At 64.4% G+C, this 15396-nt stretch carries 19 protein-coding genes; 7 read left to right on the top strand and 12 right to left on the bottom strand.

All coding sequences use genetic code 11. From position 1 onward, the window contains the following. Positions 1-278: 278 nt before the first annotated feature. Entirely contained in the window at positions 279-1058 is a 780-nt protein-coding gene (locus ABI546_RS18525) for an AraC family transcriptional regulator (protein ID WP_348048939.1), read from the top strand. Positions 1059-1086: 28 nt separating this feature from the next. On the opposite strand, the gene ABI546_RS18520 is transcribed toward ABI546_RS18525, so the two are convergent. Then, positions 1087-1299, bottom strand: a complete 213-nt coding sequence (locus tag ABI546_RS18520) for a hypothetical protein (RefSeq protein WP_348048937.1) — start codon at positions 1297-1299, stop codon at positions 1087-1089. A gap of 222 nt (positions 1300-1521) precedes the next feature. On the opposite strand from ABI546_RS18520, the gene ABI546_RS18515 reads away from it, so the two are divergent. Continuing rightward, complete coding sequence (locus ABI546_RS18515; RefSeq protein ID WP_348048935.1) at positions 1522-2364, top strand: DMT family transporter; 843 nt, start codon at positions 1522-1524, stop codon at positions 2362-2364. 46 nt (positions 2365-2410) lie between these two features. On the opposite strand, the gene ABI546_RS18510 is transcribed toward ABI546_RS18515, so the two are convergent. The 11 genes from ABI546_RS18510 to ABI546_RS18460 all read right to left on the bottom strand — a co-directional run bounded on the left by ABI546_RS18510 (position 2411) and on the right by ABI546_RS18460 (position 11179). Next, positions 2411-3739 (bottom strand): HAMP domain-containing sensor histidine kinase, encoded by a 1329-nt coding sequence (locus ABI546_RS18510; protein WP_348048933.1) that lies wholly within the window; start codon positions 3737-3739, stop codon positions 2411-2413. Next, on the bottom strand, positions 3736-4422 hold the full coding sequence (locus ABI546_RS18505) for a response regulator transcription factor (protein WP_348048931.1): 687 nt from the start codon (positions 4420-4422) through the stop codon (positions 3736-3738). The genes ABI546_RS18510 and ABI546_RS18505 overlap by 4 nt, the downstream gene beginning before the upstream one ends. Next, a complete protein-coding gene (locus ABI546_RS18500) occupies positions 4404-5252 on the bottom strand; it encodes a dienelactone hydrolase (RefSeq protein WP_348048929.1) in 849 nt (282 codons plus the stop codon). The genes ABI546_RS18505 and ABI546_RS18500 overlap by 19 nt, the downstream gene beginning before the upstream one ends. Continuing rightward, on the bottom strand, positions 5240-5449 hold the full coding sequence (locus ABI546_RS18495; protein WP_348048927.1) for a hypothetical protein: 210 nt from the start codon (positions 5447-5449) through the stop codon (positions 5240-5242). Before ABI546_RS18495 ends, ABI546_RS18500 begins: the two co-directional genes overlap by 13 nt. Before the next feature lie 31 nt (positions 5450-5480). Continuing rightward, positions 5481-5903 (bottom strand): DUF4260 domain-containing protein, encoded by a 423-nt coding sequence (locus tag ABI546_RS18490; RefSeq protein ID WP_348048925.1) that lies wholly within the window; start codon positions 5901-5903, stop codon positions 5481-5483. A 28-nt stretch (positions 5904-5931) separates the two neighbouring features. After that, positions 5932-6390, bottom strand: coding sequence for a Spy/CpxP family protein refolding chaperone (locus ABI546_RS18485; RefSeq protein WP_348048923.1), 459 nt, complete (start codon positions 6388-6390; stop codon positions 5932-5934). Between the two features lie 222 nt (positions 6391-6612). Continuing rightward, complete coding sequence (gene ptsP, locus ABI546_RS18480; protein ID WP_348048921.1) at positions 6613-8379, bottom strand: phosphoenolpyruvate--protein phosphotransferase; 1767 nt, start codon at positions 8377-8379, stop codon at positions 6613-6615. A 227-nt stretch (positions 8380-8606) separates the two neighbouring features. Further along, a complete protein-coding gene (locus ABI546_RS18475) occupies positions 8607-8876 on the bottom strand; it encodes an HPr family phosphocarrier protein (protein WP_348048919.1) in 270 nt (89 codons plus the stop codon). Beyond that, a complete protein-coding gene (locus tag ABI546_RS18470; RefSeq protein WP_348048917.1) occupies positions 8845-9288 on the bottom strand; it encodes a PTS fructose transporter subunit IIA in 444 nt (147 codons plus the stop codon). The genes ABI546_RS18475 and ABI546_RS18470 overlap by 32 nt, the downstream gene beginning before the upstream one ends. Further along, a complete protein-coding gene (locus ABI546_RS18465) occupies positions 9285-10607 on the bottom strand; it encodes an MFS transporter (RefSeq protein ID WP_348048915.1) in 1323 nt (440 codons plus the stop codon). The genes ABI546_RS18470 and ABI546_RS18465 overlap by 4 nt, the downstream gene beginning before the upstream one ends. Positions 10608-10621: 14 nt before the next feature. Next, a complete protein-coding gene (locus tag ABI546_RS18460) occupies positions 10622-11179 on the bottom strand; it encodes a hypothetical protein (RefSeq protein ID WP_348048913.1) in 558 nt (185 codons plus the stop codon). On the opposite strand from ABI546_RS18460, the gene ABI546_RS18455 reads away from it, so the two are divergent. The 5 genes from ABI546_RS18455 to ABI546_RS18435 all read left to right on the top strand — a co-directional run. After that, positions 11178-12014, top strand: a complete 837-nt coding sequence (locus tag ABI546_RS18455; protein ID WP_348048911.1) for a hypothetical protein — start codon at positions 11178-11180, stop codon at positions 12012-12014. The two genes, ABI546_RS18460 and ABI546_RS18455, sit on opposite strands and share 2 nt — an antisense overlap. Positions 12015-12026: 12 nt before the next feature. Next, a complete protein-coding gene (locus ABI546_RS18450; RefSeq protein WP_348048909.1) occupies positions 12027-13211 on the top strand; it encodes a PAS domain-containing sensor histidine kinase in 1185 nt (394 codons plus the stop codon). A gap of 34 nt (positions 13212-13245) precedes the next feature. Beyond that, entirely contained in the window at positions 13246-13905 is a 660-nt protein-coding gene (locus ABI546_RS18445; protein ID WP_348048907.1) for a response regulator transcription factor, read from the top strand. Between the two features lie 131 nt (positions 13906-14036). Beyond that, positions 14037-14456, top strand: a complete 420-nt coding sequence (locus ABI546_RS18440; RefSeq protein WP_348048905.1) for a CBS domain-containing protein — start codon at positions 14037-14039, stop codon at positions 14454-14456. Between the two features lie 305 nt (positions 14457-14761). Next, positions 14762-15396 (top strand): ABC transporter substrate-binding protein (locus ABI546_RS18435; RefSeq protein ID WP_348048903.1); only part of this gene is annotated, 635 nt, incomplete at its 3' end.

The raw sequence follows: 15396 nt of genomic DNA, 5'->3' as shown, positions 1-15396 counted from the left end.
CCGAGTGATACACCCAAGTCATCGTGTGGCTTGGCCAATCACGCTCTCCCTGATTCGTTTCTTCTGCTATCGCCAGGCAGTGCGCCTGATGTAACCGAAGTGTAAATTTCGGAGACGGGAAATGTAAGGACTGTTACCTAGACGCTGTGGAAGTGTTGTTTTAGCGATAAGCTAAAGATCAGGCAACAGACATGCGCCAGATGTCCGCCATTTCGCCGAAAATGCTATTAAATCGATAGCTGCTTGCGCATGCTTCTAAAGGGCTGGAGGCCGATTTCATGAAAAATCGCGAAGGGGTGATAGACACCGGACGTTCAGGAGCGCGCCCCTTTGATTCGGGCTCCGCGAACCCGCCGCAAGCCTCCTTGTCGCTGCGCCATTACGGCGCGTCGCACGGCAGCCATGCGCATGAGCACTTCCAGGTGCTGCTGGGCCTGAACGGTGTGCTGGAGCTGGAAGTAGGCGGACGCGGGCGGCGCGTTGCAGCCGGCCAGGGCTGCCTGATCACACCCGGTGACCGGCATGATTTCGAATCACGTGAGGGCAGCCGCTGCCTGGTGCTGGACACCGCGCACGCCGGTTGGGGCCACTGCGCAGCGGATCCGGCCAGAACGGCGCAAGCCCTGACGCTCGCCCGCTACCTTGCCGAAGCATTGCAGCAGCCGGGCAGTCTGGCGCAACTTCATGGTCCGGCGCTGTTGCTGGAGGCGTGGCAGCCGGCAATGCCAGAGCCTTCGCGTATTGGGGGGCACGTACGGCATGCGCGACCCATCCATTGGGAACAACTGGCCACCTGGACACAGCAGCGTCTGCATGAACCACTGAGCGTGGCGCAGCTGGCTGCGCAGGTGTTTTTAAGTCCAACGCAGTTTGCGGCGCGCTGCCGGCGCGAGACCGGCCTCAGCGTGATGCAGTGGCTGCGCCGGCAACGCCTGACGCTGGCTGTGCAGCTGCGCGGGCGCGGCATGAGCGTTGCCGACACGGCGCTGCACTGCGGCTACCAGTCGCCTTCAGCCCTGACGGCCGCGATGCGGCGCGCCGGGCTGCACAGCGCCTGACCCTTACGGGGTTTTCCTCACCGCTTTTTCAATAGCGGCTCGGGTCGTTTGGCCTGCGGTCGTAACGGTTACGCACGCCGTCACCATCGCGGTCACCCCGATGGCCGGGGCCATAGCCTGGCGCCGGGCCGGGTGCAACGCGGTAATGCGGCCCATTGTCATAAGGCACCGGGTAGGCCACGCAACCCGACAGGGTGGCCAAACCAGCCAGCGCCAACAAGAGGATCGAAATCTTTTTCATGAGGAGTCTCCTTGAGTTTCAGACTTCGGTGAAATCTGCCATGCCATTGCAACTGAAGCCCGTGCCGGCAAGGTGTCTGCGGCGCCCCTGCCGCGTGAAGCTGGTTACCGGATGTAGGCCTGCGCGTAGGACATGCCCCCGTAAGCGCCGAACCGTCGTTGTGCGACAACAAAGCGTTGCTGCGCGACGACGCCCACGAAGCAGCCCCCTATGCTTGCCGCGATGCCAGCCAATCTTTATGCACTGGGCGCCATTGCCCTCTGGACCCTGCTTGCCTCGCTCGGGGTGTCGCTCAAACACGTCCCGCCCTTTCTGCTGACCGGCGTCGCGCTGCTGACTGGCAGCGTGCTGGCCCTGCCCGTTGTTTTGCGCGACCGCACGCAATGGAAGATTGCCCGCGCCACGCTGGCGTTGGGCGTGTACGGGCTCTTCGGTTTTCACTTCCTGCTGTTCATCGCCCTGCGGCACGCGCCGCCCGTAGAAGCCAACCTCGTCAACTACCTCTGGCCGCTGCTCATCGTGGTGCTGGCGCCGCTGTTGCTCAAGGACGTACGGCTGCGCACTGTCCATGTGGCGGCAGCGCTGCTGGGCTTTGCCGGCGCGGCCATCGCCATTCTGGGGAGCGGCGGTGACAGCGTTTCACCCGACGGCGGATCATGGGGCTACATACCCGCGCTGGGCTCGGCCCTGATCTGGGCCAGCTATTCCTTGTTAACGAAACGCGTGCCAGCCTTTCCCACCGCAGCCATCGGGCTTTTCGGCCTGGTGTCGGGCGTGCTCTCGCTGTTGTGCCACTGGGCGCTGGAGTCGGCGGCTGTGCTGTCTGCCCAAGACTGGCTACTGCTGGCCGTGATGGGGCTGGGCCCGCTGGGCGCGGCGTTCTTCCTGTGGGACAAGGCCCTCAAGCAGGGCGACGCGCGGCAAATCGGCATCCTGAGTTACCTCACGCCGCTGGGCTCCACCGCATTGCTGATGCTGGTGAGCGGCCGCGCATTGACCTGGAGCATTGGCCTCGCGGCCGTGATGATCATCAGCGCCGCGCTGCTCGGGACAAGAGCCAAATAAGCATCAAGCAGGCCTCCAGTCCTTTAAGAATGTGCGCCAGCAGCTCCTAATTCCATAGCACCTGCACGGCCAGACCCGGCTCCGCATTGCGCACCTGCAGCTCCGCGCCATGTGCCTCAGCCACCAGCCGGCACAAATACATGCCCAGGCCCACGCCGCCCGTCGCGCGCTGGCGTGCGCCGTCGGTGCGGTAAAAGGGCTCGGTCAAATGCGCCAGCTGCGCGGCGTCGACGCCCGGGCCGAAATCGCGCACTTCCAGCATCACGCCGCCCTCAGCCGGCTGCAGCGACACCTGGGGCGGACGGCTGGCGTCGGCGCTGTAGCGCAGCGCGTTGTCGAGCAGATTGCGCACCAGCAGGCGCACGCGCATGCGGTCCAGCGCGAGTGCGGGCAAGCCAGGCGCCAGATCCAGCTGCACGTCGGCCGCTGCCGGCATTTCCGCCGCCACCTCGCGCACCAGTGCGGCCAGATCAACTTCTTCACGCTGCAGCGCCGCATGCGAGCTGGCCAGGCGTTCGCTTTCGAGCAGGTCGCTGATCAGGTCGCGCATCTCGCCGAGGTCGCGCAGCAGCGCATCGCGCTCGCGCGGCGCACTGCCTTCGCCCGACGCCGGCAGCAACTCGGCATTGAGCCGTGCGCGCGTGAGCGGGGAGCGCAGCTCATGGCTCAGTGCCAGCAGCAGGCCGCGTTTGGCATTGAGCATCTCTTCAATGTCGTGCGCCATGGTGTTGATTCGGTCGGCCAGATCGCCGAGCTCGTCGCGGCGGCGCAGAGGAATGGGTGTGCCGAATTCGCCGCGGCCAAAGCGCTCGGCCCCTGCGCGGATGTCGTCCAGCGGCCGCAGCAGGCGCCGCACGTAAGCATATGCACCGATGAGCAGGCCGAGCAGCAGCAGCAGCGTGATCCAGCCGAGCACCCCATGGGGCGCGCCCTGCCACGGCGCGCTACCCGGGCCAAAGATCACGCGGTGGCCATCGGCCGTGGTCCGGCTAAGCCAGTCTTTGGTACGGTCGTCGAACGCCTTGCGGTCCGGCCTGTCGGGATGGGACTGCCAGTTGACCTGCGGGCCTTCAATGCGGATGGAAATCGGCAAGCGTGCGGCCAGCGCCTGGGCGCGGCCCACATCGGGCGGCGAGCCCAGGTCGGCCACCAGCCTGTCCATGTAGTCGCTGATCAGCGGTTTGGCTGCGTCGCGCCAACCCGTGGAAAACGCCCGTTGCATGCCGCTCATGAACACGGCACCCATGGCGATGGCCAGCAGCAGGAACACCGTGATCAGCCGCATCCGCAGCGAATGCTTCCAGCGATGGCGCCAGCGCTCGGGACGCGAACGCTCGCAGGCCTGCCAGTCACGGCGTGCTTTCCACCGCTTCATGGTGCAACCGCCTTGCCTGCGGCCAACGCATAGCCCGCATTGCGCAAGGTCTTGATGCAGTCCAGCGGCTCCAGTTTTTTACGCAGCCGGCTCACCACGATGTCGACGGCGCGCGTGTACAGCTCGGCCTCGTGGCCGCGCAGCCGGTTGAGAATGTCGTCGCGGTTAAACACCTTGCCCGGTTCGGCGGCCAGCAGGGCCAGCAGTTCAAACTCGGTGCCGGTCAGATCGACCTTTTCGCCCAGGCGCAGCACCTCGCGCGTGCCCATGTCAATCACCAGCCCCTGGAACACATGACGCTGCTGCGCTGCGGCCGGCGCGCTGCGCTGGCGCCGCAAAATGGTCTGCAGGCGCGCCACCAGCTCGCGCGGTTCAAAGGGCTTGGGCAGGTAGTCGTCGGCGCCCAGTTCCAGGCCAACCACGCGGTCCATCACGTCGCCGCGGGCAGTCAGCATCACGATGGGAATATCGCTTTCCTTGCGGATCTCGCGGCACAGGGCAAAGCCGTCCATCTCGGGCAGCATGACGTCCAGGATGGCCGCGTCATACGCGCCGGCGCGCAGCATGGCCAGGCCTTCGCCGGGGCGCAATGCACTTTCCAGCACAAAGTCAAAACGGGCGAAGTAGGCGGCCAGCGGCGCAGCCAGATGCTCGTCGTCGTCAATCAGCAGGATATGGGGCATAGGATTGGCTGCATTCGTTTCGGAAAACTCGCACCGACCTGGAGTTGCTCCTGAAAAAACATCAATGCATCGCGGTTCACATTGTCATGCACAGCAGCTCGATTGACGCCTTGTGGATCCGTACACAGAGCGGGCGCGACGCCGCGCATCTCCGACGTGCACGGCGCGAGAAACACGAAGTGGTCGGCCACGGGGACCTCGGTGTATCGGGCCAATGAGGGGAGCAGTTCCTTCAGTTTGATCGCGTTCTCCTTGGCCGGGAGCACGGAATCGGCGCCGGCCGCGTACAGATTCACCGGCCTCGAGACCTGCGACAGGCTTTCGCGGTCAAAGAAGGCTCCCGGCGGGCTCATGACGAACGCGGCGCGGATACGGTCGTCGGTCTTCGCGATCAGCGGGGGTGACGACAGGGAAACCTTTGCGCCACCGGCACATAGAACACTTGTCGGCAAGGCTTTGCAATAAGCACTCAGCAGCTCGAACTTCGGTTTGGCGCCCATCAGCAAGAGGGCCGAATAGCCGCCTGCCGAAAAACCCGCGACGCCCACCCGCCGGGAATCGATCAGGCCCGCAGAGGCCGGAGCCTGCAACAGGAAATCCAGCAGTGCGGACAGTTGCAGCGCTCTTCCAATCAGTACCCGATCGGTGCCGACCCCGCTGCTGTCGCGAAAATTGTCGCCCGGATGCTCGATTGCGGCCACCACGTAGCCATGACGCGCGAGGAATGTCGCTGTATCGTGGTGACTGAACTGGCTGCCACCATTGCCGTGCGAGAGCAGCACCAGAGGATGGCGCACACCCATCGGCGCCGCATCCTTCACGGCAGACACAACGACGGCCCCATCCTGGTTGTTTCAGACGTGGGCGCTGCCGGATAGAACACCGCCGCCTGCATCGGTTGCTGCGTGACAGGATCGGGAAGCCGAATCAGACGAAAGCCGGCTCCGCCGGAAGGTTCAGTGGCGGCCACCACGCCGGCGATCGACGCCAAAGCAACGAACATGCTGCAAGTTAGCGATTTCAACATCGGGTTCCTTTGAAGCGGAGAAAGGCGCTGTTTACCACGGATCGGGCCGTCCGATGCGCCCGAGGTGCGTCTGGCCAAAACCCGCCGCGTACTTGAGCCCGTAGCCCAGCGCACGATCAAAGCCGATATGCGCGCACCAGACCAGGCCGCCGGCCACCAGCATGGGCGCCGCACCCAGCACGCCGACCGCCAGCAGGGCTACGGCGCCCAGGTAGGAATGCATGGCGTTGTAAGCGGCGGCCCCGAGGCGCGGCCCGGCCAGGTAGGCCAGGAAAGACAAGTCAGGCAGCAGAAAGAGCGCCGCAAACCAGCCCCACCCCGCGCCGAACTGGGCGTAGGCCGCTAGCGCTGCAGCCGTCACCACCAGCCCTTCGGCACGCAGCAGCAGGCGCACGCCGCCGTTGACGCTGCCCGGGGCGGCCGCCGCAGCGGCACGCCGCTGAACAGTTCGCACCGTGCGGCTCGCCGGGAGGAAGACTGCCTCAGCCACGGTAGCCCCAGCGGCGGCCGCGCTCCATGAAGTCGCGCACTTTTTGCTGTTGCTCAGGTTTCAGATTGTCAAAGAAGTCGGCCGCAGCGGCGATCACTTCCGGGCTGCCGGATTGAATGGCGGTGGTTTTTTCCTCGATCAGTTTTTTGGCGCCGGCCTGGTCCAGCCTGGCGCCGGCAAACAAGCCGCGAACGGCTTCACGCGGCTCACCAGTGCCGCGCAAGGCCGTGCGTTGCGCTTGCAGTTTGTCGGCCAGCACAGCGAGTTTTTGCTTTTGCGCGGCGTCCAGGTCCAGCCGCGAGCTGACTTTTTCGACCATGCGGGCACGCGCCTCGGGAGAGCCCGCATCGCCGCGCCAGCCATGACCGCCGTGCGAGCACGCACCCAGGCTGCCGACGATAAGCGCTCCGCCAAACAGGCCGAGCAGGATTTTTTTGATGCGATGTTTCATGAGGAGCCTCGAAGAAGAAGTGAAGGTTCCTCATGGTGCCGGCGAGCGGGGCACGGCTGTTTGCAGCGCGGTTGCGGCGTGTTTCGCTTTGTTTCGCCACCGCGAGCGCCCGGCGGGGGTGCAGCAGCGACTTTTAGAGCGATTTAAGGCTATAGCCCAATGAGAGTGGGCGCAACCAGCTATGCTTTTTATAGCAGCCCACACTCCTGCCGGCGGTGCCCTTCAGGCTTGCAGCATCGTGGCCGGCTCTTCGCAGGCCAGCACCTGCTCGGCCCAGGGCTCCAGCTTGCCAGCATCGGCGCGCAGGATTTGCTGCTTGACCGCGAGGATTTGCGACGGGTGCATCGAAAAGCTGCGCAGGCCCATGCCCAGCAACAGCCGCGTCATGCTGACGTCGCCGGCCATTTCACCGCACACGCTGACACCCTTGCCCTGCGCATTGCATTCGTTGATGGTGTCGGCAATCAGGCGCAGCACGGCTGGGTGGCAGGGGTTGTACAGATGGGACACCGCCTCGTCGGCGCGGTCGATGGCCAGCGTGTACTGGATCAGGTCGTTGGTGCCGATGGACAGGAAGTCGAAGTACTTCAGGAAGAGCTTGAGCGTCAGCGCCGCGGCCGGGACTTCGATCATCGCGCCCAGCCGGACCGGTCCGTAAGGAATGCCCTTGTTGTCGAGCAATGCGCGTGCGCGGTCGATCAACGCCATGGTCTGGCGGATTTCACTGCCGTGCGCCAGCATGGGCACCAGCAGGTTGACCTGGCCGTGCGCGGCCGCACGCAAAATCGCGCGCAGCTGCGTCAGAAACATCGGCGGGTCCGCCAGGCTCCAGCGAATCGCGCGCAAGCCCAGCGCGGGGTTGAGGTGGGTGTCCTGCGCCTTGGGGTGGCGGTCCAGCTGCTTGTCGGACCCGATGTCCACCGTGCGGATGGTGACGGGCAGGCCGTGCATGCCTTCAATCGCCTTGCGGTAGGCCAGGTACTGCTCTTCTTCGTCTGGCAGTTTTCCGCTGCGCCCCATGAAGAGGAACTCGCTGCGGAACAAGCCCACACCAACGGCACCGGCGGCTACCGCGCCCACCGTGTCTTCGGGCATTTCGATGTTGGCCAGCAGCTCGACCTTCTGCCCGTCAATCGTGAGCGCCGCGGTGTGCTTGAGCCGGTTCAGGCGCTGGCGTTCCAGCTCGCCCTGGCGCTGCTTGAAACCATACTCGGCCAGGATGATCGGCGACGGATCGACGATCAACACGCCGGCCTCGCCGTCGATGATGACCCAGTCGTCCTGCTTGATCAGCTGGCTCGCGCTGCGCGCCCCGACCACCGCCGGGATGTCCATGCTGCGCGCCACGATGGCGGTGTGCGAAGTCCTGCCGCCCACATCGGTGGCAAAGCCGGCAAACAGGCTCTGCTTGAACTGCAGCATGTCGGCCGGGGAAATATCGTGCGCAATCAGCACCAGCGGCACGTCCGTCGTGTCATCCAGCAGCAGGTCTTGTTGCGACTGCTTGCGGCTGGCGCCGGCCTGGCCCGCCGGCTGCACGGGCGAAGCCACGCCCTTCATGTGCCGCAGGATGCGCTCGACCACTTGCTCCAGGTCGGCCTTGCGTTCGCGCAGGTACTCGTCTTCCATGTCGTCGAACTGGCGCGCAATGATTTCGTACTGCGTGGTCAGCGCCCATTCGGCGTTGTAGTGGCGCTCGGTGATCCAGTGCTTCACGCCGCTGATCAGCTGCTCGTCCTGCAGCAGCATCAGGTGCACATCGAGCAGCGCGGCCAGCTCGTGCGGCGCGTCCTTGGGCAGGTCTTGTTGCAGACGGGTGATTTCCTCCATCACCGCATTGCGTGACACGCGCACCCGTGTGATTTCCTCATCGGACTTGGACGCGTCCACAAAATAGTGCGCAACATCAGCCCGGCTGGATGCCACCAGCACAGCGCGGCCGATGGCGATGCCGCGCGAGACGGCGAGACCGTGGACGGAGAAAGTCAATTGAAGGCCCCCACGGTCGCTCGCTGCGCGTAGCTTCCTGCCCCCCGAGGGGGCCGCCCGCCTGCAGTCCGGCGAAGCCGGCCCTGCGGCTCTAGCTTGCTTGAGAAACTTCGACTACCGCACCACCCAAGCCAGCAGGGGCCGCGGAACCGGCTTTGCCGGGCCGCAGGCGCAGCGGCCCCCTCGGGGGGCAGCGCATTACACGAAGTGAAAAGCATGGGGGCCACTCATTCACCTTCACCGAATTTGTCGGCGATCAAGGCGAGGATTGCGTCCATCGCGGCCTGCTCGTCGGCGCCGTTGGTTTCAACCTCGACAGTGCTGCCCATGCCTGCGGCCAGCATCATCACGCCCATGATGCTTTTGGCATTGACGCGGCGCTCACCCTTGGTCATGAACACCTCGCAGCGAAAGCTGCCCGCGAGTTTGGTGAGCTTGGCGGAGGCGCGGGCATGCAGGCCCAGCTTATTGCTGATGTTCGTGTTCGTCTTGATCATGATTTCGGCGTACCTGATTTTGCGGTGCGGTGATGGCGACCTGCATCACGCCCTGGGTGGCCCCGATGAGTGCGCGCGCCACCAGCGCATCGAGCGACTCGTGGCGATAAGACACGGTGCGCAGCAGCATGGGCAGATTGATGCCGGTGATGAGTTTGGAATGAACACCATCGACCAGTTTTTGTGCCACATTGCAGGGCGTAGCGCCGAACACGTCGACCAGCACCAGCGCATGCGAGGTGCCCAGCTGGGCCAGCATGATGCGGGCCTGCGCCAGGGTTTCTTCGGGCGGCATGTTGGGCTGCACGTCCAGCGCGCTAATGCCCGCGGCGTTGTCGGGAAACACATGCAGCACGCATTGGCGCAAGGCGGAGGCCAGCGGGGCGTGGGCGATGATGAAGATGCCGTTCATTGCGGTGAATTATCAGCTTTCACACTGAGGAAATACCCATATGAGGCGATACAACAACACAAAAACACGGACATGGCGGCCTGGAAGCTCGCCACCCGCGCCAAACCCAGGGCGGCAAACACGTCAATCAGCAGGCCAATGCCCCACTGCACGGTGAACACGCCGGCGAAAATCATGAGGTTGTAAGCCGACAGCGCCCGGCCCGCCAGGGAGGCCTTAAAAGCCATCCCCACCGCGGGCTGCGCCAGCCCCATCACGCTGCAGCCCATGCAAAACAGGGCCCAACCCAACCAGCCCGTCGAGGTACCCGCCGCGATGTTGACGGCCAGCACGGTGAGGCTGAAAGGCAGGCCCCAGGTGATCAGGCGAGTGGCGTTCCAGCCGTGCCGCGCAAGCCACGGGTTGACCATGCCCCAGCTCCAGAAAGTCACCAGCATGCAGGCATTGATATAGAAGAGCCCGGTCGCGGCCTCAAGCGGCGTATAGCCCGCCACCCGGATCATCCAGGGGCCGGCCCACAAGGTCTGCACGGCCACCAGGCCGCCGTAGTTGAAAAAAGCCAGCGGCGTCATCTTGCGGAAATAGCGGCTGCGCCAGATGGGCGCGTAGCCGGCGTCCGCGCCCGCGCCCGCGGGTGCAGCTGGTGTGATGGCTGTGTCTGTTTTTTCGTTCTTCTTGTCGAGTTGCCATGTAGGCACGACCCACGCCAGCGCCGCCATCGACAACAAAATCATCGCAGCCAGTATCCAGAACAGCGGCCGCCAACCGGTCAGCGGCATCAGCCACTGCACCGGCAAGGTTGAGGCCAGCATACCGAGCGAGCCGGTCATCAGCATCCACGAGTTGGCGCGCAGCACAGTAGCCGGCTCGTACCAGCGGCGGTAACCGGTGAGCGGCGCCATCAGGCAGGCGCTGACGCCCATGCCCACCAGCACGCGCGACGCCAACAACCAGGCAAAGCTGGTGGCCAGCGAAAACGCCAGACAGCCCAGCACCGACAACGCGAGGAAGCACAGGATCACACGCTTGGGGCCATGGCGGTCCAGCCAGGTCCCCAGCGGCAGCTGCGTGGCGGCAAAGCCCAGAAAATAACCCCCCGCCAGCAGGCCAAGGTCACGCGCATGCAGCGAGAACTCCTGCGTCAGCACAGGCGCGAGTGTGGCCGTGATGGCCCGCACCAGCGCCGAGCAAAAGTACGCGGCGGCAAATGCCAGAAAAACAATGGCACCGGTTTTGGCGTCCAGCCGGCCTGGGCGAGCCCCAGTGGCGGGTTGAGATGGGGGCGACGAAACGGGCAGAGAAGCGTTGGCGGTGGTCATGAAAAGAGTGCCGCTTATTCGAACTTGAGGCTGGAGAAAAATGTCTCGGCGACCTCGGGGCTGATGCGCGTTGAATACATCACCACCTGAAACACCTGCGAGCCCTGTGCAAAGTAGGCTGCCTGCCCGCTCACCGGCTTGCCGTCAGGGCCTTGGCCCTCGGCCTTGACCAGCGAGGCGGGCGGGAAAACGGCAGCGCCGGGAAGTTTGAGCGGCGACACCTGCGGCGCAGGCCCGGCTTTCATGTTGGCCAGCGTGAGGCTTTGCCACTGCGCGAGCACAACCGGCACTTTCGTCGCATCACCCAAATCAGCCATCGCAACCGCAAAGGTGGCACCGTCGGCATCGCAACCCAGCATCGACAACGGTGTCGCCGGCCCGCCCAGCGGCACGATTTTTTGCGCCTTGTCGGGTTTGCAGGGCAGCAGCAGCGCCAGGCGCGTGCCCTCGGGCCGCACCTCGCGCCAGTTCAGTGCGGGGCTGCAGGCGGGCAACATCACCATTGTCGTGAGGAAAAGGGCGGCCGACGGCCACGCCAGGAGGCGCGCTACGCCCCGGGAGTTCGTAAGCATGCCTTCGACTTTACAGCGATTCATGCACCAGCTTCGGCCCGGCGCGGCAGCCTCGCCGGGTTTCGCACCGCTTTGGCGCGTTTCGCCGACCGGGGACCGCACAACCCCCGGCACGTTGCTGGCTGATGGTCGGCGTGTACGAAAACCCCTTATGAAGAAGCTCGGGACTCCGCGCGCCATGATGCGCCCCTGCCACCACGACCGTCCGAACGGGGTCCCTTGTTTGATAAGCTTGGTGATGATGTTTTTCAAACTACACCCATTAATCACCGTGATGTTGCTCTCTGCTGCGAGCCCTGTTTGGGCTTTGGAGCTGCAGGATCAAAACTTTAGCGACGATGAAATTTTCTCGGCTGTCGTCAACAGGTTTAAAAAACCGCTTCTACATCGCTTCAACCCTGCTGCCACGGGCGAGCGAAAACCTTTGCTGGTGCTGGGCCCAGCCCTGAAGTTCGGCGCAAAAATCAAATCCACCTCCTTTACCCACCTGACGCAGCAAGAGCTGGTGGAGCAGCAACAGGCGGTTTTTATATTGGTAGAGAAGGCGCGCCCGAATCCTGAGCGGACCGAACTCTATGTGGACTACGACATACCGAGCAATGCGTCTTTCGGCGTGCTGAAGGTTTATCCCAAAGATGGCGTGCTGGTCGTTGAAAGTCTTGACAGCTTTCGATCATCTTCAGGTGCCAGAGCCACTTATGGCAAGTTGTACAAGGGCGCGGCTTGCCAGGACAACACCGAAATGGCCTATCGCTGGAACTACTACGAACGCAATGGCTCAAGCGGTCGTTGCCCTGACAGGATGTTTACTGAATTTACTGAATACGGCGGTTAACCGAACGACTCTATGTCCGCACCCGCCCACCTTCCTGGCGCCAACCAGCCGGTCTGGCGCGACAAGCTGTCGCAATTGCTCGAGTCCACCGGCGAGGGCATTTTCGGCATCGACATGGACGGCTGCTGCACCTTCATCAACCGGGCCGGCGCCGAGCAATTAGGCTATGCCCCCGCCGATGTGCTGGGCCAGAACATGCACGAGCTGGCGCACCACTCACACGCCGGCGGCGCGCACTACCCCGAGCACCTGTGCCCCATCTTCAACGCCTTTCGCAAGGCGCTGCCCTGCCGCATCGACACCGAACTCTTCTGGCGCAAGGATGGCAGCGCGTTTGCCGTCGAGTATTCGTCGCACCCCATCGTCGAAGGCGGCGTGGTGCAGGGCGCGGTGGTGACCTTCGTCGATATCTCGGCGCGCCGCCAGGCCGAAGACGCGCTGCGCCAGGCGCATGCCGTGCTGGAGGAGCGCGTCAGCGAACGCACGCAGGCGCTGTCTGAAGCGCTGCAGCACCTGCGCGAACTCACCGCCTACACCCACACCGTGCGCGAAGAAGAGCGCACCCGCATCGCACGCGAGGTGCACGACGAGCTGGGCAGCCTGCTGGTGGCGCTGAAGATGGACGTGGGCTGGCTCGACAAGCGCCTGGGCGAACAGCAGCAACGCGAGCCCGTGGCGGCGCAAACCATGCGGGAGACCATGCGCAGCAAATGCCAGAACATGGGCCGGCTGATCGAAAGCGCCGTCGACAACGTGGGCCGCATCATCACCGACCTGCGCCCCAGCATCCTGGACCACCAGGGCCTGTGGGCCGCGCTGGACTGGCAGGCGCACGAGTTTGTGCAGTCGGCCGAGCTGGCGCTGGACTGGCAGATGGACGTGGCCGATGCCGCGCCGCTGCCCGAACCCTCGGCGATCGCCATCTTTCGTATCTTTCAGGAGATGCTCAGCAACGTGGGCCGGCATGCGGCGGCCAGCCGGGTGGCCATCAGCATCCGCGCCACGGCTGATCACATCAGCATCGCCGTGCAAGACAACGGCCGTGGCGCCGAAGCCGGTGCCTTTGAGGCGGCCAATGCCTACGGCGTGATGGGCATGCGCGAGCGCGCGAGGCATCTGGGCGGCAGCCTTGAAATTTCAAGCCAAATCGGCCTCGGGTCCAGATTCCACCTTGGCATACAGCTATCAAATCAATAGCGATCAGCATATCGCCTTGCACCACCCGCCAACCATGAACACCCTGAAAATCCTCATCGGCGACGACCACCGCATCGTGCGTGAAGGCCTGAAGCAGGTGCTGGCCGACGCGCCCGACATCGAGGTGGTGGCCGAGGCGGAAACCGGACCCGACATCCTGAGCCGGGTCGAGGCCCTGGGTGGCGATCAAGGCCTGAGCGCCGTGCTGCTCGACATCGCCCTGCCCGATCGCGACGGGATGGACGTGTTGCAGGCGCTGAAGAAAAGCTGGCCGCGCCTGCCGGTGCTGATGCTCAGCACCTACCCTGAAAAGCAATACGCGGTGCGCTGCATCAAGCTGGGCGCGGCGGGCTACCTCAACAAAAGCGCGAACCCGGACGACATGATTGCCGCGGTGCGCAAGGTGGCGTCGGGCGGCATGTACGTTTCTGCCGCCACGGCGGAAGCCCTGGCCAGCGCGGTCGGCGGCAGCGGCGGACGCAGCGGCGCCGAAGCCCTTTCGCACCGCGAGCACCAGGTGTTCCGCCTGCTCACGGCCGGCAAGTCCGTCGGCGAAATCGGCGCGCAGCTGGGCCTGGCGTCCAACACCGTCAGCACCTACCGGCTTCGCATCCTGGAAAAGACCGGCACAAAAAACGATGTGGAGCTGGCGCTCTATGCCGAGCGCCACAGCAAAACACCGCCCGGCGGCTGATCGCGGAAGGTCGCGACAACTCGCGCGGCCTTGTCCTACGGCCGCTTGGGTTCCCGCCGATTAACAAACACGCACTTGCCAGCCATGCTGGCTGCAGACGGCGCCGCCGCCCCATCCCAAGGAGTGTTTTTATGACTACCGTCACCGACGTGATGACCCGCAACGTGCGAACCATGGCCCCCGGCGATACCGTCGCGGCGGCCGCCAAAGCCATGCGCGAGCTCAACGTGGGTGTGATCCCCGTGTGCGAAGGCGACAAGCTGCTCGGCATGGTGACCGACCGCGACATCGTGCTGCGCGCCGTGGCAGAGGGACTGGACGGCGCGACGCCGCTGTCCAAAGTGATGAGCGCCGACGTACACACCGCACGCGAAACCGACGACCTTGACACGGTCCTCGCAGACATGGCGTCCCGCCAGATTCGCCGCCTGCCGGTGCTGGACGGGTCGAAGCGCCTGGCCGGCATCATTTCCATCGGCGACATTGCGGTCAAGGGCCAGGACGAAGAAGATGTGGGCCAGTCGCTGGCCGATATCTCTTCTCCGGCCTGAGCTAACACGGCAGGGCCGCAGTGCCCTGCGCAACTTTGGTGCAAAGAGGCAAGCAGCGCGCCGCCGTGAGGAGGCGCGCCGCCGCTGAAGCATCCCAGGAATCCTGCGCCACCTGAACCTGTGCACGCAAAAGCTGCACGGGAGCTGTGCTGTCCCGCTTTGCAGGCCGGTTTTGTAGTGGGCGCCCTACACGCTGTCATGGCATCGGCAGCGAAATGCCGCGCCTGCCGCACTTTCGCCCAAAGCAGCCAAAAGTGGCCCGCTGCTTGCAAGACAGCCGCATCTTCCAACGAAAGGTGCGCGCCATGTCTGACCGTTTCTCCCCTTACGACGCCGACCGGCCCCTGATGCTCAAGTGCAGCTGCGGCGGCGACCACGCCCCGGCCGACCACCACCCTGAGATGAATGCAGACGGCGCGGCCGCCGAGCTGCGCCGGCGCAGCCTGAGCAGCGAGTTCGAGGCCTACTCGAATGAATTCATTGAAGCCACGCTGGTCAAGGCCTTGTTCCCGCAGGACGAAGTACGTCGCCGCTTTTTGCGCGCCGTTGGCAAAGGTACGGCCATGGCTGCGATTGCCAGCGTGCTGCCCGTGGGCACCATGCAGGCCATGGCGCAGGACAAGGGCAAGCTGGAAAAAACCAACCTGAAGATCGGCTTCATCCCCATCACCTGCGCCACGCCGTTGATCATGGCGCACCCGCTGGGCTTCTACAGCAAGGAAGGCCTGAATGTTGAAGTCGTCAAGACGGCAGGCTGGGCGCTGATACGCGACAAGATGATCAACAAGGAATACGACGCGACGCATTTCCTGAGCCCCATGCCGCTGGCCATGTCCATGGGCGTGGGCTCCAACCCCGTGGCCATGAATGTGGCCACCATCCAGAACACCAACGGCCAGGCGATCACGCTGGCCAACAAGCACAAGGACAAGCGCGACCC

It is taken from the genome of Polaromonas sp. (assembly GCF_039932935.1).
GTDB lineage: Bacteria > Pseudomonadota > Gammaproteobacteria > Burkholderiales > Burkholderiaceae_C > Polaromonas.
The sequence above is the reverse complement of the archived record's forward strand: the minus strand, read 5'-3'. Positions and strand labels throughout refer to the sequence as shown.